The sequence below is a fragment of the Bradyrhizobium sp. 134 genome, assembly GCF_023074155.1.
Taxonomy (GTDB): domain Bacteria; phylum Pseudomonadota; class Alphaproteobacteria; order Rhizobiales; family Xanthobacteraceae; genus Bradyrhizobium.
The window spans coordinates 680,942-701,760 of the sequence record NZ_JADPKX010000034.1 but is presented as its reverse complement, the minus strand read 5'-3'; the positions used below and the strand labels follow the sequence as shown (position 1 = coordinate 701,760).

Annotated in this window: 16 protein-coding genes; 8 read left to right on the top strand and 8 right to left on the bottom strand. The window is 63.7% G+C overall.

Going from position 1 to position 20,819, the window contains the following annotated elements; all coding sequences use genetic code 11:
* The first annotated feature begins 1 nt into the window (after window position 1).
* The 6 genes from IVA75_RS12920 to IVA75_RS12895 all read left to right on the top strand — a co-directional run bounded on the left by IVA75_RS12920 (window position 2) and on the right by IVA75_RS12895 (window position 7,297).
* Window positions 2-1,552, top strand: coding sequence for an AMP-binding protein (locus tag IVA75_RS12920; protein ID WP_247285252.1), 1,551 nt, complete (start codon window positions 2-4; stop codon window positions 1,550-1,552).
* 261 nt (window positions 1,553-1,813) lie between these two features.
* Window positions 1,814-3,412, top strand: coding sequence for an ABC transporter substrate-binding protein (locus IVA75_RS12915; RefSeq protein ID WP_247285251.1), 1,599 nt, complete (start codon window positions 1,814-1,816; stop codon window positions 3,410-3,412).
* Window positions 3,413-3,447: 35 nt separating this feature from the next.
* Window positions 3,448-4,395, top strand: a complete 948-nt coding sequence (locus IVA75_RS12910; protein WP_027565975.1) for an ABC transporter permease — start codon at window positions 3,448-3,450, stop codon at window positions 4,393-4,395.
* 9 nt (window positions 4,396-4,404) lie between these two features.
* Window positions 4,405-5,298 carry an ABC transporter permease gene (locus IVA75_RS12905; protein ID WP_018455966.1) on the top strand — a complete coding sequence of 298 codons (894 nt, stop codon included), beginning with the start codon at window positions 4,405-4,407 and terminating at the stop codon, window positions 5,296-5,298.
* Window positions 5,298-6,305: an ABC transporter ATP-binding protein gene (locus tag IVA75_RS12900; RefSeq protein ID WP_247285250.1), complete on the top strand. Its 1,008-nt coding sequence runs from the start codon at window positions 5,298-5,300 to the stop codon at window positions 6,303-6,305. The genes IVA75_RS12905 and IVA75_RS12900 overlap by 1 nt, the downstream gene beginning before the upstream one ends.
* On the top strand, window positions 6,302-7,297 hold the full coding sequence (locus IVA75_RS12895) for a dipeptide ABC transporter ATP-binding protein (RefSeq protein WP_247285249.1): 996 nt from the start codon (window positions 6,302-6,304) through the stop codon (window positions 7,295-7,297). Before IVA75_RS12900 ends, IVA75_RS12895 begins: the two co-directional genes overlap by 4 nt.
* 106 nt (window positions 7,298-7,403) lie before the next feature.
* Here IVA75_RS12895 and IVA75_RS12890 read toward each other — a convergent pair whose 3' ends face one another.
* The 7 genes from IVA75_RS12890 to IVA75_RS12860 all read right to left on the bottom strand — a co-directional run bounded on the left by IVA75_RS12890 (window position 7,404) and on the right by IVA75_RS12860 (window position 16,122).
* Window positions 7,404-9,380, bottom strand: coding sequence for an acetyl-CoA carboxylase biotin carboxylase subunit (locus tag IVA75_RS12890; protein ID WP_247285248.1), 1,977 nt, complete (start codon window positions 9,378-9,380; stop codon window positions 7,404-7,406).
* Window positions 9,377-10,993, bottom strand: coding sequence for an acyl-CoA carboxylase subunit beta (locus IVA75_RS12885; RefSeq protein ID WP_247285247.1), 1,617 nt, complete (start codon window positions 10,991-10,993; stop codon window positions 9,377-9,379). The genes IVA75_RS12890 and IVA75_RS12885 overlap by 4 nt, the downstream gene beginning before the upstream one ends.
* 114 nt (window positions 10,994-11,107) lie before the next feature.
* Window positions 11,108-11,974, bottom strand: a complete 867-nt coding sequence (locus IVA75_RS12880) for a 3-keto-5-aminohexanoate cleavage protein (protein WP_247285246.1) — start codon at window positions 11,972-11,974, stop codon at window positions 11,108-11,110.
* A gap of 194 nt (window positions 11,975-12,168) precedes the next feature.
* Window positions 12,169-12,969: an AraC family transcriptional regulator gene (locus IVA75_RS12875; protein ID WP_027565981.1), complete on the bottom strand. Its 801-nt coding sequence runs from the start codon at window positions 12,967-12,969 to the stop codon at window positions 12,169-12,171.
* Window positions 12,970-13,150: 181 nt separating this feature from the next.
* Window positions 13,151-13,807 carry a glutathione S-transferase family protein gene (locus tag IVA75_RS12870; protein WP_247285245.1) on the bottom strand — a complete coding sequence of 219 codons (657 nt, stop codon included), beginning with the start codon at window positions 13,805-13,807 and terminating at the stop codon, window positions 13,151-13,153.
* The gene (locus IVA75_RS12865; protein WP_247285244.1) at window positions 13,807-14,970 is read right to left on the bottom strand and encodes an acyl-CoA dehydrogenase family protein; all 1,164 of its coding nucleotides are present in this window, start codon (window positions 14,968-14,970) and stop codon (window positions 13,807-13,809) included. Before IVA75_RS12865 ends, IVA75_RS12870 begins: the two co-directional genes overlap by 1 nt.
* A gap of 15 nt (window positions 14,971-14,985) precedes the next feature.
* Complete coding sequence (locus IVA75_RS12860; protein ID WP_247285243.1) at window positions 14,986-16,122, bottom strand: acyl-CoA dehydrogenase family protein; 1,137 nt, start codon at window positions 16,120-16,122, stop codon at window positions 14,986-14,988.
* A gap of 264 nt (window positions 16,123-16,386) precedes the next feature.
* Here IVA75_RS12860 and IVA75_RS12855 point away from each other — a divergent pair, with 264 nt between their 5' ends.
* Together IVA75_RS12855 and IVA75_RS12850 are read left to right on the top strand one after the other, a co-directional pair.
* Window positions 16,387-17,937, top strand: a complete 1,551-nt coding sequence (locus IVA75_RS12855; protein ID WP_247285242.1) for a long-chain fatty acid--CoA ligase — start codon at window positions 16,387-16,389, stop codon at window positions 17,935-17,937.
* An 83-nt stretch (window positions 17,938-18,020) separates the two neighbouring features.
* On the top strand, window positions 18,021-19,241 hold the full coding sequence (locus tag IVA75_RS12850; protein WP_247285241.1) for an ABC transporter substrate-binding protein: 1,221 nt from the start codon (window positions 18,021-18,023) through the stop codon (window positions 19,239-19,241).
* A gap of 47 nt (window positions 19,242-19,288) precedes the next feature.
* Here IVA75_RS12850 and IVA75_RS12845 read toward each other — a convergent pair whose 3' ends face one another.
* The gene (locus IVA75_RS12845; protein ID WP_247285240.1) at window positions 19,289-20,794 is read right to left on the bottom strand and encodes a hypothetical protein; all 1,506 of its coding nucleotides are present in this window, start codon (window positions 20,792-20,794) and stop codon (window positions 19,289-19,291) included.
* Between the last annotated feature and the right edge of the window lie 25 nt (window positions 20,795-20,819).

Genomic DNA, 20,819 nt, shown 5'->3' with positions numbered 1-20,819 from the left:
GATGTACCCAGGTCAGCATGCCCGCCTGCGCCCGCTCCAGCCCGCCTTCATCATGGCGGCGACTGGCGAGGCCGTCACCTATCGCGAGCTCGATGCGCGCAGCAATCGGCTGGCGCATTTGTTCCGCAAGCACGGCTTGAAGCGGCTCGACCATTATTCGATCTTCATGGAGAACAATTCGCGCTACCTCGAAGCCTGCGGCGCGGGCGAGCGCTCCGGCCTCTACTACACCTGCATCAACTCGTTCCTGACGCCGGGCGAGCTCGCTTATCTCCTGGTCAACAGCCAGTCGAAAATCCTGATCACGTCGGTTGCGAAGCTTGAGATCGCGCGTGAGGCGATCAAGGTCTGCCCCGACATCAAACTGTGCATCGTCGCCGACGGCCCGGGCGAGAGCGAGCGCATCGTCGGCCTCACCGAGGTGACCGCCAATCTGCCGAAGACGCCGGTCCCGGACGAATGGCTCGGCACCGCCATGCTGTATTCATCGGGCACGACGGGACGGCCAAAAGGGATTCTGCGACCCCTTCCGGAGGAGCCGCCAAAGCACAATCTGCCGTTGTTCGATTTCCTGACCAAGCTTTGGCAATACCGCGAGGGGATGATCTACCTCTCGCCGGCGCCGCTCTATCATTCGGCGCCGCAGGCCGCCGTGAACCTCACGATCCGGATGGGCGGCACCGTCCTCATCATGGAAACGTTCGATCCCGAGCGTTACCTCCAGCTCGTGCAGCAATGGGGCATTACTCATACCCAGTTGGTGCCGACGATGTTCTCGCGCATGCTCAAGCTGCCGGAGGAGGTGCGCACGCGCTATGACCTGTCGTCGCTCGAGATCGCGATCCATGCCGCCGCCCCCTGCCCGGCCCTGGTGAAGGACGACATGATCAAATGGTGGGGACCGATCATCCACGAATATTACGGCGCGACCGAAGGCCTTGGCTTCACCGCCTGCGACAGCGCGGAATGGCTCGCCCATCGCGGCACCGTCGGCAAGGTGCTGCTCGGCGAGCTCCATATTCTCGACGAGACCATGAAACCATGCCCCACCGGCACGCCAGGACAGGTCTGGTTCAAGACGGCCTCGCCTTTTGAATATTTCAACGATCCGGAGAAGACCAAGGAGGCGCGATCGGCGGACGGCAGCATGAGCACGGTCGGCGACGTCGGCTATGTCGACGAGGATCGCTTCCTTCATCTAACAGACCGCGCGACTTTCATGATCATCTCCGGCGGCGTGAACATCTATCCGCAGGAGTGCGAGAATCTGTTGATCACCCATCCGAAGGTTGCGGACGCCGCGGTGTTCGGCGTGCCCAATCCCGACCTCGGCGAAGAGGTGAAGGCGGTGGTGCAGCCGATGCCCGGCATCGTGCCGGGCGAGGCACTGGCCGAAGAGCTGATCGCGTTCTGCGGAGCGTCGCTGTCGCGGCAGAAGGTGCCGCGCTCGGTCGATTTCGAAAAGGAGTTGCCGCGGCTGCCGACGGGGAAGCTGTACAAGCGGCTGCTGCGGGACCGCTATTGGGGGAACAAGGCGTCGAGGATCGTGTGAGGGGCTTGGCCGACGCGCGCCACACACTTGGTGTCGTCCCGGCCTAGTGCGCAATTGCGCACTAGGCCGGGACGACGGTGGAGTTAGTGGCCAGAGATTGGGCTCCCTCACTTTGTGAGAGAAAACCCCTGCGGCTGTCCGTCATCCGAATTGCCGAGAGAGTAGCAGACCTTGCCGGTTGCCTCACCGCGCTCACGTCGCTATCGTCCCCTCAAACAGGCCGCAAAAGGCCAAAAGACAAGATGTCCAGGGAGGACGAGGATGCGGAGCGTACGAGCGCTCGCCGCGACGGCGGCGCTATCTTTGCTTGCGTTTTCGACCATTGCACTCGCCGGCGAGCCCAAGCAGGGCGGCATTTTGCGGATGTACCACCGCGACAGTCCCGGCAACGCCTCGATCCACGAAGGCGCGACCTACTCGCTCAACGTTCCCTTCATGCCGGTGTTCAACAACCTCGTCATCTACAAGCAGGACGTGGCGCAGAACAGCATGGACACCATCGTGCCCGAGCTCGCCGAGAGCTGGGCCTGGGTCAACGACAACAAGACACTGACCTTCAAATTGCGCCAGGGCGTGAAGTGGCACGACGGCAAGCCGTTCACCTCGGCGGACGTCAAATGCACCTTCGACATGCTGATGGGCAAGTCGCAGCAGAAGTTCCGGCAGAACCCGCGCAAGAGCTGGTACGAACAGGTCAACGATGTCTCCACCAACGGCGATCTCGAGGTCTCCTTCAACCTGAAGCGGCCGCAGCCTTCGCTAATTGCACTGCTCGCCTCGGGCTACACGCCGGTCTATCCCTGCCACGTCTCACCCGGCGACATGCGCACGCACCCGATCGGCACTGGCCCGTTCAAGTTCGTCGAGTTCAAGGCCAATGAATCGATCAAGCTGACTCGCAATCCCGATTATTGGCGCAAGGGGCGGCCCTATCTCGACGGCATCGAGTTCACCATCATCCCGAACCGCTCGACCGCCATTCTCGCCTTCGTCGCCGGCAAGTTCGACATGGCCTTCCCGACCGAAGTGAGCATCCCGCTTCTCAAGGACGTCAAATCGCAGGCGCCGAACGCGGTCTGCGTGGTCGAACCCAACAATGTCGCGACCAACATCATCGTCAATTCGTCTGCGCCGCCGTTCGACAATATCGACATCCGCCGCGCCATGGCGCTGTCGCTCGACCGCAAGGCCTTCATCTCGATCATGTTCGAGGGCCAGGGCGACGTCGGCGGGACCATGCTGCCGCCGCCGAATGGGCTGTGGGGCATGCCGAAGGAGATGCTCGAGACCATTCCGGGCTACGGCCCCGACATCAACACCAACCGCGAGGACGCAAAAAAGCTGATGCAAAAGGCAGGTTACGGACCGGACAAGCATCTCGCGGTCAAGGTCTCGACCCGCAACATCCCGGTCTATCGCGATCCCGCGGTGATCCTGATCGATCAGCTCAAGAGTATCTATATCGACGGGGAGCTCGACGTGGTCGAGACCGCAAACTGGTTCCCGACGATCGCGCGCAAGGACTACATGCTCGGGCTCAATTTGACCGGCAATGCCGTCGATGATCCCGACCAGTCCTTCTACGAGAATTATTCCTGCGGCTCCGAGCGCAACTACACTAATTACTGCAACAAGGAGATCGAAAAGCTGTTCGATGTGCAGTCCCAGGAGACCGACATCAACAAGCGCAAGAAGCTGGTGTGGGACATCGACAAGAAGTTGCAGGAGGACGTCGCCCGCCCGATCATCTTCCACGCACGGACCGGCAGTTGCTGGCAACCTTACGTCAAGGGCGTGACGGTGATGTCCAACAGCTCCTACAATGGCTATCGTTACGAGGATGTCTGGATGGACAAGTAGCGCGGGCGACTGACGGGTTCGACGGGAGGCGATGCATGTTTGCCTATCTGGTGCGGCGCCTGTTGCTGATGCTCGTGACCCTGTTCGGGATCTCGATCGTCATCTTCTTCCTGCTGCGCATCGTCCCCGGCAACATCGTCGACATCCTGTTTGCCGCGGCCGGCTATGTCGATCCCGCCGACAAGGCCAATTTGGAAAAAGAGCTCGGCATCGACCAGCCGCTGGTGGTGCAATATTGGCACTGGATCAGCGGCTTCCTGCGCGGCGATTTCGGCTACTCCTACGTCTCCGAGAAGCCGGCGCTCCAGGAGATCCTGCCACGGATTCCGATCACCGCACGGCTCGCCGGGCTGGCGCTGTTGTTCTCGGCGTCCATCGGCATTCCCCTGGGCGTGATCAGCGCAGTGAAGCAGGGAACGAGGCTCGACTACGCGTTACGTGTGGTGAGCCTCAGCGGATTGTCGCTGCCATCGTTCTGGCTGGGCCTGCTTATCCTCACCGCCTCGGTCGCGATGTTCAACCAGATGCCGATCTTCAACCCGAATCCGGCGACCTGGCTGGAAGCCTTCGCGACCTATGCCGTGCCCGCCGCCGCCGTCGGCTTCCGCAGCGCGGCGCTGACCATGCGCATCACGCGGTCCTCGATGCTGGAGGTCCTGCGGCAGGACTATATCCGCACCGCGCGTGCCAAGGGCGCATCGGATGCCGCCGTGAACTATCAGCATGCGCTGAAGAATGCGATTCTGCCCGTCATCACCGTGATCGGCATCGAGGCGGCGTTCCTGATCGGCGGCCTCATCGTGACAGAGACGGTGTTCAACATCCCCGGCGTCGCGCGCTTCCTGGTCGAGGCGATTCGCTGGCGCGATTATCCGATCGTGCAGAACCTGGTGATGCTGATTGCCATCGTCGTGGTAAGCGCGAACTTCATCGTCGACATGCTGTACGCCGTGTTCGACCCGCGCATCAGGTACACGGATTAGGAGAACCTGTTGGCCGCAATCGACTATGACGTTGAACTGAGGCGCGCCGGGGCGCACGCGACCGTCGGCTGGCGGCGCGTGCTGTTTTTGGCGCAGCGGCATGTGTTGGGTGCGGCCGGGCTCGTCATCATGACCCTGTTCGTGTTCACCGCGATCTTCGCCGACTTCATCGCGCGTTACGATCCACTGACGATCGATGCCGCCCGGGCACTGGCGCGTCCAAGCCTGGCACACTGGATGGGGACGGATTCCTTCGGCCGCGATGTCTTCAGCCGCATCATTCATGGCGCGCGGATCTCGCTCGCGGTGGGCATCGGCTCGACCGCACTCGGTGGCTCGATCGGCGTCATCGTCGGCCTCACCTCCGGCTATCTCTCGGGCTGGGTCGATCTCGTGTTCCAGCGTGTCTCCGATGTCCTGCAGGCGCTGCCGCTGCTGGTGCTGGCCCTGATCATGACCGCGGCGCTTGGACCGTCCTTGCCGAACGTCATCATTGCGATCGCCATTCCGCTGATCCCGACCGTCTCGCGCGTCATCCGCGCCAACACGCTGGCGCTGCGCGAGCTGCCATTCATCGAGGCCGCCAAGTCGATCGGCATGAGCGAGGTACGCATCGCGCTCCGTCACGTGCTGCCGAACACGCTGGCGCCGCTGATCGTGCTTGCGACCGCCCAGCTCGGCTCGACCATCCTCACCGAAGCCTCGCTCTCCTTCCTCGGCCTCGGCATTCCCGAGCCGTACCCGTCGTGGGGCCGCATGCTCTCTGAATCCGCCGCCGAATATGTCCGCACCGCGCCCTGGCTGGTGATCTTCCCGGGCATCGCCATCAGCCTCGCGGTGTTCGGCGCCAATCTGTTCGGCGACGCCTTGCGCGACATCCTCGATCCCCGGCAGCGCGGCTGATGACTGACAAATCCGATCTCGTGCTCGAGGTGAAAAACCTGAAGACGGTGTTCTTCACCAACTCCGGTCTGTTCAAGGCCGTCGATGATGTGTCCTTCACGGTGGAGCGCGGCGAGACGCTGGCGATCGTCGGCGAATCCGGCTGTGGCAAGAGCGTCACTGCACTATCCCTGATGCGGCTGGTGCCGGATCCGCCCGGCCGCATCGTCGGCGGCTCCGTCACGCTTGAAGGCACCGATCTTCTGACGCTGGACGAAGCAGAGATGCGCGCCGTCAGGGGCAACCGCATCTCGATGATCTTCCAGGAGCCGATGACCTCGCTCAATCCGGTGATGCGGATCGGCGACCAGATCGTCGAGGCCGTGCGGCTGCACCGGAACATGTCGAGTAAAGAGGCCCGGGACATCGCGATCGAGATGCTGCGCCTGGTGCGCATCCCCGAACCGGCTCGGCGCGCGCGGGAATATCCGCATCAGCTGTCCGGCGGCATGCGCCAGCGGGCCATGATCGCGATGGCGCTGGCGTGCCGGCCGGCGCTGCTGATCGCGGACGAGCCGACGACCGCGCTCGACGTCACCATCCAGGCGCAGATCCTGGCGCTGATCCTGGACCTTCAGAAGGAACTCGGTACCGGCCTCGTGCTGATCACCCATGATCTCGGCGTCGTCGCGCAGACCGCGCAGCGCGTCATCGTCATGTATGCGGGACGGAAGGTCGAGGAAGCGAGCGTCGAGGCACTGTTCGCCGCTCCAAAGCATCCCTACACGCGCGGATTGATGGCCTCGATCCCGGCGGTGCCGGCGCCGGGCGTCGCCGCGCCAGCACGGCTGAACGAAATTCCCGGCACGGTCCCGTCGCTGGTGCGGCTGCCCAAGGGCTGTGCGTTTGCGCCGCGCTGCAAGCTCGCGATCAAGCGCTGCGAGGCCGAATATCCGCCGCTCATCGATTGGGGCGGTGGCCATCTCGCGGCATGCTGGCGGGCGGCCGAAGTGGCGGAGGTGGCATGACCGAGGAGCTGCTCGAAGTCACCGATCTCAAGAAGCACTATCCGGTGCGCGCCGGCGTGTTGCGCCGACAAATCGGCACAGTGCATGCAGTCGACGGCGTCTCATTTTCGGTTGGGGTGGGCGAGACGCTGGGCCTCGTCGGCGAATCCGGCTGCGGCAAGTCCACGGTGGCGCGCAGCGTGCTGCGGCTGGTCGAGCCGACCTCGGGCCAGATCCGCCTCGAAGGCGAAGACATCACGCATCTGTCCAAGTCCGCGTTGCGGCCACATCGTCGTTCGATGCAGATCGTGTTCCAGGATCCGTTCGCCTCTCTAAATCCGCGGATGACTGCCGGAGACATCGTGGGCGAGCCGCTGTTCGTGCACGGGCTCGCGACCAGCAAGGCGCTGGAGGCGCGTACCGCAAACCTGTTCGAGCAGGTCGGCCTGCGGCCCGACCAGATGCGCAATTTCCCGCATCAATTCTCCGGCGGGCAGCGCCAACGCATCTGCATCGCCCGCGCGCTGGCGCTGGGGCCGCGGCTGATCGTCTGCGACGAGCCGGTCTCCGCGCTCGACGTCTCGATCCAGGCGCAGGTGATCAATCTCCTGATCGATCTGCAACGCGAGCACGGTTTCTCCTATCTTTTCATCGCACATGATCTCGCCGTGGTGGCCCATATCAGTCACCGCGTCGCCGTGATGTATCTCGGCCGCATCGTCGAGATCGCCGGCAAGGACGAGCTGTTTGCAAATCCGCGCCATCCCTACACGCAGGCCCTGCTCGCCTCGGTGCCGGTCGCCAGCCCGCTTGCCAAAAAGCTCGTACCGCTGGTCGACGGCGACGTGCCAAGCCCGGTCAATCCGCCGCCGGGATGCGCGTTTCACACCCGCTGCCGGTTTGCGATGGAGCGATGCAGGACGGAGCGGCCGGCGCTGGTGGATGCGGGCGACGGGCACCAGGTGGCGTGTTTGCTCAATGACGGGACGGGGCGACCAAATGAGATGCCGTAGGGTGGGCAAAGCAAAGCGTGCCCACCATTCAATCGCAATTACCGCACGATGGTGGGCACGGCGCTTGCGCGCCTTTGCCCATCCTACGATAGCTACGATTGCCGCTCTACTTCGGCCCGATCTCGGCCACGATCCGGCCCGTCGTCACCTGCTCGCCCTCGGCGACGTCGATCGCGGCGACCACGCCGTCGATGCCGGCCTTGTGGACGTGCTCCATCTTCATCGCTTCCAGCGTCATCACCGGCTGACCGGCACTGACGCGGTCGCCCGGCTGGACCAGGACGGCAACGACGCGGCCGTTCATGGCGGCACGAACCTTGCCGTCGCCGCCATTGCTTGCGGCGGCCTTTGGCGCGGCGAGCGTGAGATCGGACGCCGCGAGCGGGATGCCGCGGCGCTGGAGGTGGAGCCGGTCGCCATCGCGTAGGAATTTGGCCCTGTCCATCACGCCGTCATGACGGAAGCGGATCACGTCGAGATCGAGCCGGTCGATCTCGAACTTGTCTTGCCGGCCGTCGCTGGCGACAATGTAGCTGCCATCGCGTTCGCGCCAGACTTCAAGCTCATACGCCCGGCCTGCGATCTCGATCTTCGCCGGTAGCGGGAACGTTGCCGCGAGGCTCCGTCCGCGGCGCCACGACGGTGACTGCGGGTTCGTGACATAGAGCAGCAGGCCGGCCAAAGCGACATCGAATGCGGCGTCCGTGCCCGGCGCCAGCAACTCGTCGCGATGCGCACCAATGAACGCCGTGGTCGCCTCGCCCTTGGCGAAGCCGGGATGACGCAGGCACGACATCAGGAACGCCTGATTGGTGGTCACGCCGAAAGCGGTGAGCTGTTCGAGGCCGACGATCAGGCGCCCCCTCGCCTCCTCGCGTGTCGCGCCATGGCCGATCACCTTGGCGATCATGGAATCGTAGAACGGCGGAATCTCGGAGCCGGATTGCAGCGCATGTTCGACGCGGATGCCATCCGGCACCTGCCAGCACGCCATGCGTCCGGACTGCGGCATGAAATCATGCGCGGCGTCCTCCGAGCACAGCCGCACCTCGATGGCGTGGCCGGTGAAGCGAATGTCCTGCTGCTTCACAGGCAACGGCTCGCCGCGCGCGACGCGCAGCTGCAATTCGACGAGATCGAGCCCGGTGATCGCCTCGGTGACGGGATGCTCGACCTGGAGCCGCGTATTCATCTCCATGAAGTAGAATTCGCCGCTCGCATCGAGCAGAAATTCGAGCGTGCCGGCGCCCTCGTAGCGCAGCGCCTTCACCGCGGCGACCGCGACGTCGCCCATCTTCGCGCGCAGTTCCGGCGTCACAGCGGGCGACGGTGCCTCCTCGATCAGCTTTTGGTGGCGCCGCTGCACCGAGCAATCGCGTTCGCCGAGATGGATGGCGTTGCCATGGCTGTCGCCGAACACCTGAATTTCGATGTGACGGGGATTCTGGATGGCGCGTTCGAGGATCACGGTCGGATCGCCAAACGCCGCCTTGGCCTCGGACCGCGCGCTACGCAGCGCATCAGGAAACGACGACGCGTCCGTCACGAGCCGCATGCCGCGTCCACCGCCGCCGGCGACCGCCTTGATCATCACGGGAAAGCCGATCTCTCTCGCCTCCGCGAGCATGACCTCATCGCCCTGATCGGCGCCCTGATAGCCGGGCACGACGGGAACGCCGGCCTTTTTCATGATCTCCTTGGCACCGGCCTTGTTGCCCATTGTTTCGATCGCCTGCGGCGACGGGCCGATGAAGACGAGGCCGGCATCCTTGCAGGCCTGCGCAAACTCCTCGTTTTCGGCGAGGAAGCCATAGCCGGGATGAACGGCATCCGCGCCACTGGCCTTTGCAGCCGCAACGATCGCGGGAATGTTGAGGTAGGACTGCGCCGGCAGCGGCTCGCCGATGCGCACGGCCTGGTCGGCCTGTTGCACATGGAGCGCGTCGCGATCCGCATCCGAATAGACCGCGACGACACCGAGCCCGAGCTTCCGCGCACTGCGCATCACCCGTAACGCGATCTCGCCGCGATTGGCAATCAAGACCCTGAAGAACGGTCGGTGCTGCGTTGAACCGTTCCTCATGGGCGGGCCACCGAGAATTGCATCCGCTGCGGTGTCCGCGCGTCGCCCTCGCGGCAAATCGCGAGCACTTCCGACAGCACCGCGCGGGTGTCGCGCGGATCGATCACGCCGTCGTCGAGCACGCGCGCGCTGGTCGAGAACACGTCCATCTGGCCGTCGAACACGCCGACGATCTGCGCCTTCATGGCATCGAGCTTTTTCTTTTCGACCGGCTTGCCGCGGCGCGCGGCGGCGGCTTCGGTGACGATCGCCATGGTCTCGGCGGCCTGCTCACCGCCCATCACGGCGGTCTTGGCGTTGGGCCAGGAGAAGCAGAAGCGCGGATGGAAGCCGCGCCCGCACATGCCGTAATTGCCGGCGCCGAACGAGGCGCCGCAATAGATGGTGATCTGCGGTACCGTCGCCGACGTCACCGCCTGGATCATCTTGGAGCCGTGCTTGATCATGCCGGCTTCTTCGTAAGCTTTGCCGACCATGTAGCCTGTGGTGTTGTTCAGATAGAGCAGCGGCGTGCGGGTCTGGCAGCACGCCTGGATGAAATGCGTCGCCTTGTTGGCACCGGCCGGATCGAGCGGACCGTTGTTGGTGATGATGCCGATGGCCTGGCCCTCGATGCGGGCATGGCCGCAGACGGTGGCCGGGCCGTAGTTCGGCGCCATCTCGGTGAAGTCGGAATCATCGACGATACGTGCGATCACCTGCTTCATGTCGACGGCGCGCTTGTGGTCCATCGGCATGATGCCGAGCAGCTCGTCCTGGTCGTAGCGCGGCGGCTTATATTCCGCGCTCGCCCTGCCCGGCCGCTCCCATTCCAGCGCCGCCATGATCTCGCGCGCGATGCGCAGGGCGTCGCGGTCATCCTCGGCGAGGTAGTCGCCAAGTCCCGACACCTGCGTGTGCATCTCGGCCCCGCCAAGCTCCTCCTCGGTTGCGATCTCACCGGTGGCGGCCTTCAGCAGCGGCGGGCCGGCGAGGAAGGCGCGGGTGCGGCCACGGACCATGACGATGTAGTCGGACAGGCCGGTCTGATAGGCGCCGCCGGCGGTCGAGGAGCCATGCGTCACGGTGACGACGGGCAGCCCCGCCGCCGAGAGCCGCGCGAGGTTGCGGAAGATGTTGCCGCCGCGAACAAAATCCTCGACGCGATAGCGCAACAGATTGGCACCGGCGCTTTCGACCAGCTGGACATAGGGCAGCTTGTTCTCCAGCGCGAGCTCCTGCACCCGCAGCGTCTTGTCGAGGCCGTAGGGCTGGAGCGCGCCGGCATCGATGCCGGAATCGTTGGCGCTGACCATGCAACGAATGCCCGAGACGAAGCCGATGCCGGCGATGACGCCGCCGCCGGGCACGCTTTTGTCCGGATCCGATACGTCGAACATGAAGCCGGCGAGCGTGGACAGCTCGATGAAGGGCGCGCCGGGATCGAGCACCAGCGCGACGCGTTCACGCGGCAACAGCTGGCCGCGCTTGTGGAAGCGGTCTTTCGCCGCGGCTGATGCCGCACGCGTGCGCTCTTCCAGCGCGCGCATGCGGTCAATCAGGCCAAGCATGCCGTCGCGATTGGCGCGGTAGGCGGCGCTGCCGGGGGAGATGGCGTTTTCGAGAATGGACATAACTCAATCCTGCTCGTCATTGCGAGGAGCGAAGCGACGAAGCAATCCAGGCTGCATCCATCGAGAGATTCTGGATTGCTTCGCTTCGCTCGCAATGACGGTTGAGGCGATAATTTACCTATGCGTCCCGAAAATCTTTCGCGCTTCCGCCGGGCTCGCGATCTCGCGGCCCGCACGGCGGGCGCAGGCGGCGATGGCCTCGATCAGCTGGCCGTTCGACGTCACCTTCTTGCCGTCGGCGAGATAGAAGGCATCTTCGAGACCGGTGCGCAGATGACCGCCGAGCTCCGCACAGCGCTGGTGCAGCGGCCAGATTTCTTCGCGGCCTATCGCGGTGACCTGAAATTGCGCCTCGGGACGCTTCAGCTTGATCAGGATCGGCAGCAGATCGGGATCCGACGGCATGCCGGAGGCGACGCCCATCACAAAGTTATACTCGAGCGGGCCCTTGTACATGCCGACCTGTCGGTACATGCCGACGCAGCGGACGATGCCGACGTCAAAACATTCGAATTCGGGGATGGTACCGACCGCGTTCATGACGTCGAGATAGTCCTTCACCTTCTCGACCGCATTGTCGAACATCATCGGCGGCCAGGCCCAGCTGTTGTCGGCCTTCACCTTCAGATAGTTCAGCGAGCCGGCATTGCAGGCGGCGATCTCCGGCCTGGTCTCACGGATGCAATCCAGCGCACCGCTGTAGTTCGGCCCGGAGACGCCGGAGGTGTGGTTGATGATCACGCCGGGGCAGGCTTCGCGGATCGCCTGCTGGATCTCCTTGCTGACGCTGACCTCCCAGGACGGCAGATGCCCCTTGTCCGGCGCCTGCTGACGCAGATGGATGTGCATGATGGACGCGCCGGCATCGAACGCAGCCTTGGCCTCGCGCGCCATCTGCTCAGGCGTGACAGGCACGTTATGCTGCTTCGGGTCGGTGAGCACGCCGTTCAGCGCGCAGGTGATGACGGCCTTGTCGCTCATGCCTTGAATGTCTCGCACGTTGATAATTCAACGCTTGCGATCATGTGATGGGCGGCATGCGGCTTCTTGCGCGGAGAAGCTGGAAAACGGAAGTCGTACGGTGGGCAAAGGCGCTCTTGCGCCGTGCCCACCATGTCTCACCGTGGATCGAAGATGGTGGGCACGCTGCGCTTTGCCCATCCTACGAGAGCATCCTACGATGCCTCCGCAAGCCTCACCGTCTCGGTGCTGCGATAGATCGCAAGATCCCGCGAGCCGACGAAGATCGCGCGCGGCTTCAGGCCGTAGAAGCGGCGGATCGAGTGGCTGAAATGGGTGGAATCGGGATAGCCGATGTCCTGCGCGAGATGGGCCAGATTGAGGTCCTGGTTGGCGAAGTGCAGCAGATGCCGCGCGCGCTTCCAGGCGCGGAAGGAGCGGAACGAGATGCCGGTCTCTTCCTTGAACAGATGCAGGAAACGCGAAGCGGAAAGTCCGGCGTCCGCCGCGCATGTGTCCGCCGTCACGGGCTCACCCGTGAAGCGGCCGATACGGGCGACTGCACGCGTCACGCGGGGGTCGAGCACCCGGCGCGGCAGCGCTTCGCCAAAACACATCTCGTCGAATTCGGCGGTGGTGATGTCGCCGTAGCGGCGCTGGCGCATCAGCGTGTAGGCGGCGAGGATCTTGCGGGCATAGACGGCCTTGTCGGGTCCGGTGAGCCGCTCGGCCAGGACCTCGATCACGCCATCAGGCATGCTCTCCGGCTCCAGCGTGACGCTGATCGCGGTGCGGTAGTCGCTGGCAATGGAATGCCGCTGGTTCGGCAGGGTGACGAACAGCTCGCCAGTGGCGAGGGCATCATCGATCGTCAGATGCAGGCTGCCCTTGACCGCGACATAGACGTGACAGCAGCCGGGGGTCCGCTTGCGGGGGCGGCCGAGCAGGCCGGCATAGAATACCCGCTCCGGCGTGATCAGCATCAAATGGTCGGATTCGCGACCGTTATCTTCCATTGGGATCCTCCTCGCGCGGCTCTTTGGCCGCTGCGGACGGAGGTCACCTTAGCGGAAATCTGGGCGCTGTCACGGCGGGATAGCGCTATCATGAAGCGCAAGAGGTCGGCAGCCCGCGAGGGTGGTGGACGAGACGGAACTCCTGGCAATATCGTCGTCCCGGCTTTCGCCAGGACGACAGTTAAGCCCTTACTCTTGGCGCCACGTTCTGCTCGACGCCGGCCTGTTGCTCCGCAGCAACCGCGCGCTTGAAACCATCGCGCTGCTGCAAGCGCGTCCAATAAGCTGCGACATTTGGCCCAAAATCCTTCGCAAGCCCGATAGTATCGGCGAGGCGGAGCGCGTATCCGATCACGATGTCGGCGGCGGTGAAGCGGCCGGCGCACAAGGCCTCGGTATTTGCGGTGGCTGCCTCGACGGCGCGCAGCCGGCCCAAGAACCATTTGGCATAGTCGCCGGCGACCTGCGGATTGCGGCGCTCTTCCGGCTCGAGCTGGGTGTATCGGAGCACCAGCGTCTGCGGGAAGGTTAACGTGGCGTCGCTGAAATACATCCAGTTCAAGAACGCGCCATAGGCGGGATCCTCCGGCCCGACCATCAGTGGCGTCGGTCCATGTCTGACGCCGAGATAGTGGCAGATGCCGGACGATTCCGTCATTCTGGTCTCGCCATCAACCATGAAGGGAATCGTGCCCAACGGATTGAGCGCGAGGTATTCCTTGGCGAAGACCCGGGGCGGGAACGGCAGCATCTTGAGCTCGTAGGAAAGCCCCATTTCCTCCAGCATCCAGAGCGGACGGAACGAGCGCGCGCCGTCGCAGTGATAGAGCGTGATCATCAGGAACTTCCTTTGCTGCCGGGCAGCGTGCCCATCATCTTGCACAGGACCATCAGCATGACCTCGTCGGCGCCGCCGCCAATCGATGTCAGGCGGCTGTCGCGATAGGCTCGGCTGACCGGCGTCTCGTTGGTAAAGCCCATTCCGCCCCAATATTGCAAGCAGGCGTCGGTAAGCTCGCGGCCGAGCCGGCCGGCCTTCAGCTTGGCCATGGTCGCCAATTTTGTGACATCCTCGCCCGCCACCAGCGCCTCGCCGGCACGGTAGATCAGCGCGCGCAACAGCTCGACCTCGGTCTGCATTTCGGCAAGCTTGAAATGGACGACCTGGTTGTCGAGGATCGACTTCCCGAAGGCCTTACGGTTGCGGGTGTATTCGATGGTCTCGTTGATGATGTATTCATGCGCCTTCAGGCAGGCGGCCGCGCCCCAGAGGCGCTCCTCCTGGAACTGGATCATCTGATAGGTAAAGCCCTTGCCCTCCTCGCCGATCCGGTTGCGCTTGGGCACGCGGACATTGTCGAAGAAGATTTGTGCGGTATCCGACGAGCGCATGCCCATCTTGTCGAGCTTGCGCGCGACAGTGACGCCCTTGATCTTCATGGGCACGCAGATCAGCGACTTGTTGCGGTGAACGGGCCCGTCGCCGGTATTGGCGAGCAGGCAGATCCAGTCGGCCTGAGTGCCGTTGGTGATCCACATCTTGCCGCCATCGATGACGTAATCGTCGCCGTCGGAGCGCGCATTGGTCTTGATCGAGGCGACGTCGGAGCCTGCGCCGGGCTCGGAGACGCCGATGCAGGCCACATAGTCGCCAGAGATCGAGGGCGCCAGGAATTCGCGTCGCACCTCGTCGGAGCCGAACCGCGCCAGCGCCGGCGTCGCCATGTCGGTCTGCACCCCGATCGCCATCGGCACCCCGCCGCAATTGATGGCGCCGAGCTCCTCCGCCATCATCAGCGCATAGGAATAGTCGAGGCCGGATCCGCCGAATTCGACCGGCTTGTTCAGTCCGAGAAAGCCGAGGCTGCCCATCTTCCTGAACAGCTCGTGCGCCGGGAAGATGTCGGCCTGCTCCCATTCATCGATGTGCGGATTGATCTCGTTGGCAATGAATTTCTGTAAGGAACGACGGATCTCGTCGTGGTCGGCGGTAAACAGCATTGCTTCCTCTCGTCGTCACAATCCCATCTGCCGCGACGCCAGATCCTTCATGATCTCCTCGGTGCCGCCGCCGATGGCGTTGACCTTGACCTCGCGGTAGATGCGCTCGGCCTTGATGCCGCGCATGAAGCCGGCGCCGCCAAAAATCTGCACGGCTTCAGAGGCGCAGAATGCCATGGTCTGGGTCGCCTGGTTCTTCATCATGCAGATTTCGGCGACCGGGCTTTCACCCTGCTCCAGCCGCCAGGCCAGCATCTCCAGCATCGCTTGCGACGCGGCGACCTTCTGCGCCATGTCGACGATCTTGTGGCGGATCACCTGGTGCTGCGCCAGCGGCTTGCCGAAGGTCTTGCGCTCCTTGGCGTAGGCAATGGCTTCGTCGAGGGAGACGCGCGCGAACGCGGTGCAGCCCGCCGCCATGCCCATGCGCTCGCTGTTAAAATTCCGCATGATGATCTTGAAGCCTTGGCCTTCCTCGCCGATCAGGTTTTCCGCCGGTACGCGGCACTCGTCGAAATGCAGGGTCGCGGTGTCAGAGGCCCACCAGCCCATCTTCTTCAGCTTTGTCCGGGACAGGCCCGGCGTATCGCCCTCGATCAGGAGCAGGCTGACGCCGCCGGCGCCCTCACCCCCGGTGCGCACCGCAACGGTCAGATAGTCGGCGCGCATACCCGAGGTGATGAAGGTCTTCTCGCCGCTCACGACGTAGTGATCGCCATCGCGCCGCGCCTTGGTCCGGAGGCTCGCAACATCAGAACCGCCGCCCGGCTCGGTGATCGCGAGCGCGGAGATTTTCTCACCCGCGAGCACCTGAGGCAGCACGCGCGCCTTAACCTCGGGGCGCGCGGCCCGCGCGACCGGCGGCGAACCGATCGTATGGCTCATCAAGCTGGCGCTGACGCCGCCGGCGCCGGCCCGCGCCAGCTCCTGGCTGGCGACGATCTTCATGAACTGGTCGGCGGCGATCCCGCCATATTCCTCGGGGAAACCGAGCCCCAAGAGCCCGATCTCGGCCGCCTTGCGATAGAGCGCGCGCGGGAATTCGCCGGCCTCGTCCCACTCGTGGGCGAAGGGCGCAATCTCCTTGTCGACAAAGCGGCGCATCACGTCACGAAAGGCGTCATGTTCGGCGGTATAGAACGGGCTCATCATCGCACTCTCGCCCTGCTGGCGGATTCGTCTCGTGCACCATGGCCGGAACTTTGACGGCTCACTTGCGCGGAGTGGCTGGCCAAGGCTCCCCTCCAAGCAGGCTCGCTCTAGCAACTCAACGCAAGACGATTTTCATCGCTCGCGCGCCAACTCCGGATCAAAAAAAGGCGTGGTGCACAAACTCCGGCTGGCCCCAGGGCCATGCCGGGCATGGTGCATGGCAATAGGGACGCGGGCGGCACCAGACCGCCGAGGGAGGAATTTTTGGCCGTTCGTTACTACGACTGGATCGCCCACCATGGCCGCCGCACGCCGAGCAAGGTCGCGGTGATCGACCTCGCGAGCGAGCGCCGCTTCAGCTATGCGCAGCTCGATGCGCGCATCTCTCGTCTCGCCTCGTTTCTGCGTCATACGCTGGAGGTCTCGCGCGGCGAGCGGGTCGCGGTGCTGGCGCTGAACACGACCGATACGCTGGAGGTGCAATTTGCCTGCGGCCGGTTGGGTGCGATCTTCGTGCCGCTGAACACCCGGCTCACCGTTCCCGAACTCCAGTTCATCACCGGCGATTGCGCCCCGAAGGTGATGATCCACGACACCGATCTCGCCGAAACGGCACTTGCCGTGGCGAAGCTCTGCGGCATTGAGACGAGCCTTCTGCTTGGTCCCGGCGGGACTTACGAGGCCGGCATCGCGGCCGCAAAGCCACTCGAGAAAATCGAGGAGGTCACCCTCGATGACGCCTCGACCATCATGTACACCTCCGGCACGACCGGTCATCCCAAGGGCGCCACCATCACCCATGGCATGACCTTCTGGAATTGCGTCAATCTCGGCGGCCCCGCCTGCATCGGGCCGTCCTCGGTGCTGCTCACCGTGCTGCCGCTGTTCCACACCGGCGGTTTGAATTGCTACACCAATCCGGTGCTGCATGCCGGCGGCACCGTGATGATCATGCGCGCCTTCGATCCCGGCACGGCGCTCGGCCTGATCAACGCCCCCGCGCAGGGCATCAACGTGTTCTTCGGCGTGCCCGCGATCTATCAGTTCATGGCCCAGCATCCGGCCTTCGCGACCACCGACCTCGGCCGGCTGATCGTCGGCGGTGTCGGCGGCGCACCAATGCCAGTGCCGCTGCTCAAGGTGTGGGAGGCGCGTGGCGTCGCGCTTCAGCAGGGCTACGGCATGACCGAGACCTCGCCAGCCGTGCTGGTGCTCGACCGCGAGGATGCTGCACGGAAAGCCGGCTCCGCCGGCAAGCCGGTGTTGCACACCGAAGTGCGGATCGTGCGGCCCGATGGCAGCGACGCCGATATCGGCGAGCTGGGTGAGCTCTGGGTCAAGGGACCGAACATCACGCCCGGCTACTGGAACAGGCCGGAGGCGAACAAGACGTCGTTCACCGACGGATGGCTGCACACGGGCGACGCGACACGCGTCGACGAGGAAGGCTTTTACTACATCGTAGACCGCTGGAAGGACATGTACATCTCCGGCGGCGAGAACGTCTATCCGGCTGAGGTCGAGAACGTCCTACACCAACTCGACGCCATCGCGGAAGCCGCCGTGATCGGCATTCCCGATCCGCAATGGGGCGAGGTTGGCCTCGCCATCGTCGCGGCGAAGCCGGGCCAGCGGTTGACCGAGGCCGATGTCTTCGCGCACTGCGCGGCGAATCTCGCGCGCTTCAAATGTCCGCGCCAGGTCCGCTTCGTCGATGCGTTACCACGCAACGCCACCGGCAAGATCCACAAGCCGACCTTGCGCAAAGAATTCTCGATCACTTCCGAAGTCGACAAGAAAGCCGCCAACGCCTGATCAAAGCGCCGCTCTCGCGGGCGCTTTTCTTTTTTGAAGTGCCAAAGTCAGAAGAAACCCCAAAGAAGCCCCAAGGAATTTTCATGAACAAGAAACTCGCCCTGCTTGCCGCGGCAACAGCGATGACGCTGTTTGCGACCCACTGCGCGTATGCCCAAAAAGCGTACGACACCGGCGTCACCGACACCGAGATCAAGATCGGCAATGTCGAGGCCTATTCCGGGCCGGCTTCCGCCTACGGCGTCATCGGCAAGACCGAGGAAGCCTATTTCAAGATGATCAACGACCAGGGCGGCATCAACGGCCGCAAGATCAACTGGATCTCCTACGATGACGGCTACTCGCCGCCGAAGACGGTTGAGCAGATCCGCAAGCTGATCGAGAGCGACGAGGTCTTCCTGGTGTTCAACGCGCTGGGCACGCCGACCCAGACCGCCGTGCAGAAGTATCACAATTCCAAGAAGGTGCCGCAGCTGTTCCTCGCCACAGGCGCCAGCAAGTGGAACGACCCGAAGAATTTTCCCTGGACCATGGGCTTCCAGCCCAGCTACCGCGTCGAGGCGCAGATCTTCGCCAAGTATATTTTGAAGGAGAAGCCGGACGGGAAGGTTGCGATCTTCTATGCCAACGATGATTTCGGCAAGGACTACCTCGCCGGCATCAAGGACGTGTTCGGCGACAGGGCATCGAAAATGATCGTGGCGGAAGAGAGCTACGAGACGTCCGAGCCGTCGATCGATGCTCATATCGTTAAGCTCAAGGGGACCGGCGCCGACGTCTTCGTCAACATCGCGACCCCGAAGTTTGCGGCGCAGGCGATCAAGAAGATTGCCGAGCTGGAGTGGAAGCCGATGCATCTCATGACCGATGTCTCGGTCTCAATCGGCGCGGTGATGAAGCCGGCCGGCCTCGAGGCATCCGAAGGCGTGCTATCGGCCGGTTATCTGAAGGACGCGTCGGATCCGCAGTGGAAGGATGATGAGGGCATGAAGAAGTTCATGGTCTTCGTCGACAAATACATACCCGGTGCAAATATTTCGGACGCCAATCTGGTTTACGCCTATGCCGCAGCCCAAACGATGGTGCAGGTGCTGAAGCAGGCGGGCGACAATCTGACCCGCGAGAATGTGATGAAGCAGGCAGCGAGCCTCAAAGACTTCGTCCCCGACACCCTGATCCCGGGGATCAAGGTCAACACCTCGGCCACGGACTTCGCGCCGATCGAGCAGCTCAAGATGTGGCGATTCAAGAAGGGCCAGTGGGAGCTGTTCGGCGACATCATCAGCGCCGAAACCGGCGGCTAGTTCGACTGAAAAACTACCGAATAGCGGCCGAAGGGCCGCTATTCTTTTCAAGCGAGCGACGACGCTATTCCCGCGCTTTCGACCTCGATCATGTCATGGCCGACGTCGATGCCCGCGATGGACAGGCCGAGACGACGCGAATCGCCGACGCCCCTGAACGCGGGGCATGCCCAGGCGAGGGTGACGATGCCTGACGGCGGCAGATCGAGGCTCAGCGTGTAGCCATCATAACCGGTCACGACCGCCTCGGGCGCGACGGGTTTGCCGTCGAGATAGAATCGCGTGTCGATCGTATGCAGCGGCACGCGAAGCGCCGGGCTTCGAACGCGGACGATGGTGCGGCCGGGCATCCCCTTGATCCGCACGGCAGCCTCCGGTTCGCTCCAGCGGAACGTGTAACCGGCAGAGAACTCCTCGGCATGGAATCCGGTCTGCGCGATAATCTGCTCCCCAAGAAGCCCGCCGGCAGACCGCGCATCTCGCCCGAGACGATGAATGCAATCGAGTCTCTGATGCCGGATCAGCGCGGCGATGTATCGCCGCATCCATCGCGCGATCGCCTCGCTCGATCCGGCGACCGTCAGAACGACCAGCACGGCCCGCGCGTGCCATGCCCCCAGCCGCGCGAAGCCGCGCGCGCCGAGATCGCCGAGCAGCGCCGGCACGGACCAACGCCACAACGCCAGCAATTTCTCGCCAGGCCGTCTCCAGCCGCAGCCAGCGAGGCTGTAGCGCAGGAGCGCGTTCAATGCATTGCGGGCGAGCGACGTGCCGGCCTCGCTCCGCGAGCTCCACTCGATCGGAATGTCGAGCAGCTCGCTGCCGGGATCGTTGCGGGCCTCGCTCAGATAGCGAATTTCGCCTTGCACGAAGTCGAGCGTGAATTGCTTCAGCTCGTCGAGCTCGCCGACATAGTAGTGATGGAAGCGCGCCTCCTCGAGATAGCCGAGGGAATAGCCTCTCGCGTGATAGGCGGCGGCAAGCACCCATTCGGCGAAATGACCGAACTCCTCGCGCAGGCCGCCGCATTCCCGGTAGACGTCGCGCCGCGTCACGAAACACTGATCCAGGATCTTGCGCCAGGGATGCTGCTTCATACCGAACTCGATGTCGGCCTGGTACATGGCTGCCTCTGCCACGGATAGCCGGTTATGGCAGATCGGGATCGAACGGCAGGAAAAGCCGGCCCAGTCGGGATGAGCATCGATCGCGCGAATGCAGAGTTCGATCACGTCGGGTTCGGGCCGGCAGTGCGATTCCGTGAAGAACAGATAGCTGCCGCGCGCCTTCGTCGCGCCGAATGCGCAGAGCTCGATGTCGTGTTCGGAATGGGCCAATTCGAGGCGAGCCCTGTTGCCGGCCAACGCCTTCAACTGTTCGCGTGCCGTGAAATCCGGCGGCACGACCAAGATGATCTCGTAGAGTGATTTGTCGGCAGTCTGCGACGTCCAGCCGAGCCAGGACAGCTCCCACTGCCCGCGGTGAGATTCGAGCGGGATAATGATTGAGAACAGCGGAGATTCGCCGTCGTCGAGTGCGGGCGCGTCCTGCATGTCTCCTCATAGACGCATGCTGCGT

What these genes read in the sequence shown, in the direction of transcription:
- IVA75_RS12860 (WP_247285243.1), bottom strand. Translation starts at nt 16,122, where the DNA reads ATGATGAGCCCGTTCTATACCGCCGAACATGACGCCTTTCGTGACGTG.
- IVA75_RS12845 (WP_247285240.1), bottom strand. Translation starts at nt 20,794, where the DNA reads ATGCAGGACGCGCCCGCACTCGACGACGGCGAATCTCCGCTGTTCTCA.
- IVA75_RS12875 (WP_027565981.1), bottom strand. Translation starts at nt 12,969, where the DNA reads ATGGAAGATAACGGTCGCGAATCCGACCATTTGATGCTGATCACGCCG.
- IVA75_RS12850 (WP_247285241.1), top strand. Translation starts at nt 18,021, where the DNA reads ATGAACAAGAAACTCGCCCTGCTTGCCGCGGCAACAGCGATGACGCTG.
- IVA75_RS12910 (WP_027565975.1), top strand. Translation starts at nt 3,448, where the DNA reads ATGTTTGCCTATCTGGTGCGGCGCCTGTTGCTGATGCTCGTGACCCTG.
- IVA75_RS12885 (WP_247285247.1), bottom strand. Translation starts at nt 10,993, where the DNA reads ATGTCCATTCTCGAAAACGCCATCTCCCCCGGCAGCGCCGCCTACCGC.
- IVA75_RS12890 (WP_247285248.1), bottom strand. Translation starts at nt 9,380, where the DNA reads ATGAGGAACGGTTCAACGCAGCACCGACCGTTCTTCAGGGTCTTGATT.
- IVA75_RS12915 (WP_247285251.1), top strand. Translation starts at nt 1,814, where the DNA reads ATGCGGAGCGTACGAGCGCTCGCCGCGACGGCGGCGCTATCTTTGCTT.
- IVA75_RS12920 (WP_247285252.1), top strand. Translation starts at nt 2, where the DNA reads ATGTACCCAGGTCAGCATGCCCGCCTGCGCCCGCTCCAGCCCGCCTTC.
- IVA75_RS12900 (WP_247285250.1), top strand. Translation starts at nt 5,298, where the DNA reads ATGACTGACAAATCCGATCTCGTGCTCGAGGTGAAAAACCTGAAGACG.
- IVA75_RS12880 (WP_247285246.1), bottom strand. Translation starts at nt 11,974, where the DNA reads ATGAGCGACAAGGCCGTCATCACCTGCGCGCTGAACGGCGTGCTCACC.
- IVA75_RS12895 (WP_247285249.1), top strand. Translation starts at nt 6,302, where the DNA reads ATGACCGAGGAGCTGCTCGAAGTCACCGATCTCAAGAAGCACTATCCG.
- IVA75_RS12865 (WP_247285244.1), bottom strand. Translation starts at nt 14,970, where the DNA reads ATGCTGTTTACCGCCGACCACGACGAGATCCGTCGTTCCTTACAGAAA.
- IVA75_RS12870 (WP_247285245.1), bottom strand. Translation starts at nt 13,807, where the DNA reads ATGATCACGCTCTATCACTGCGACGGCGCGCGCTCGTTCCGTCCGCTC.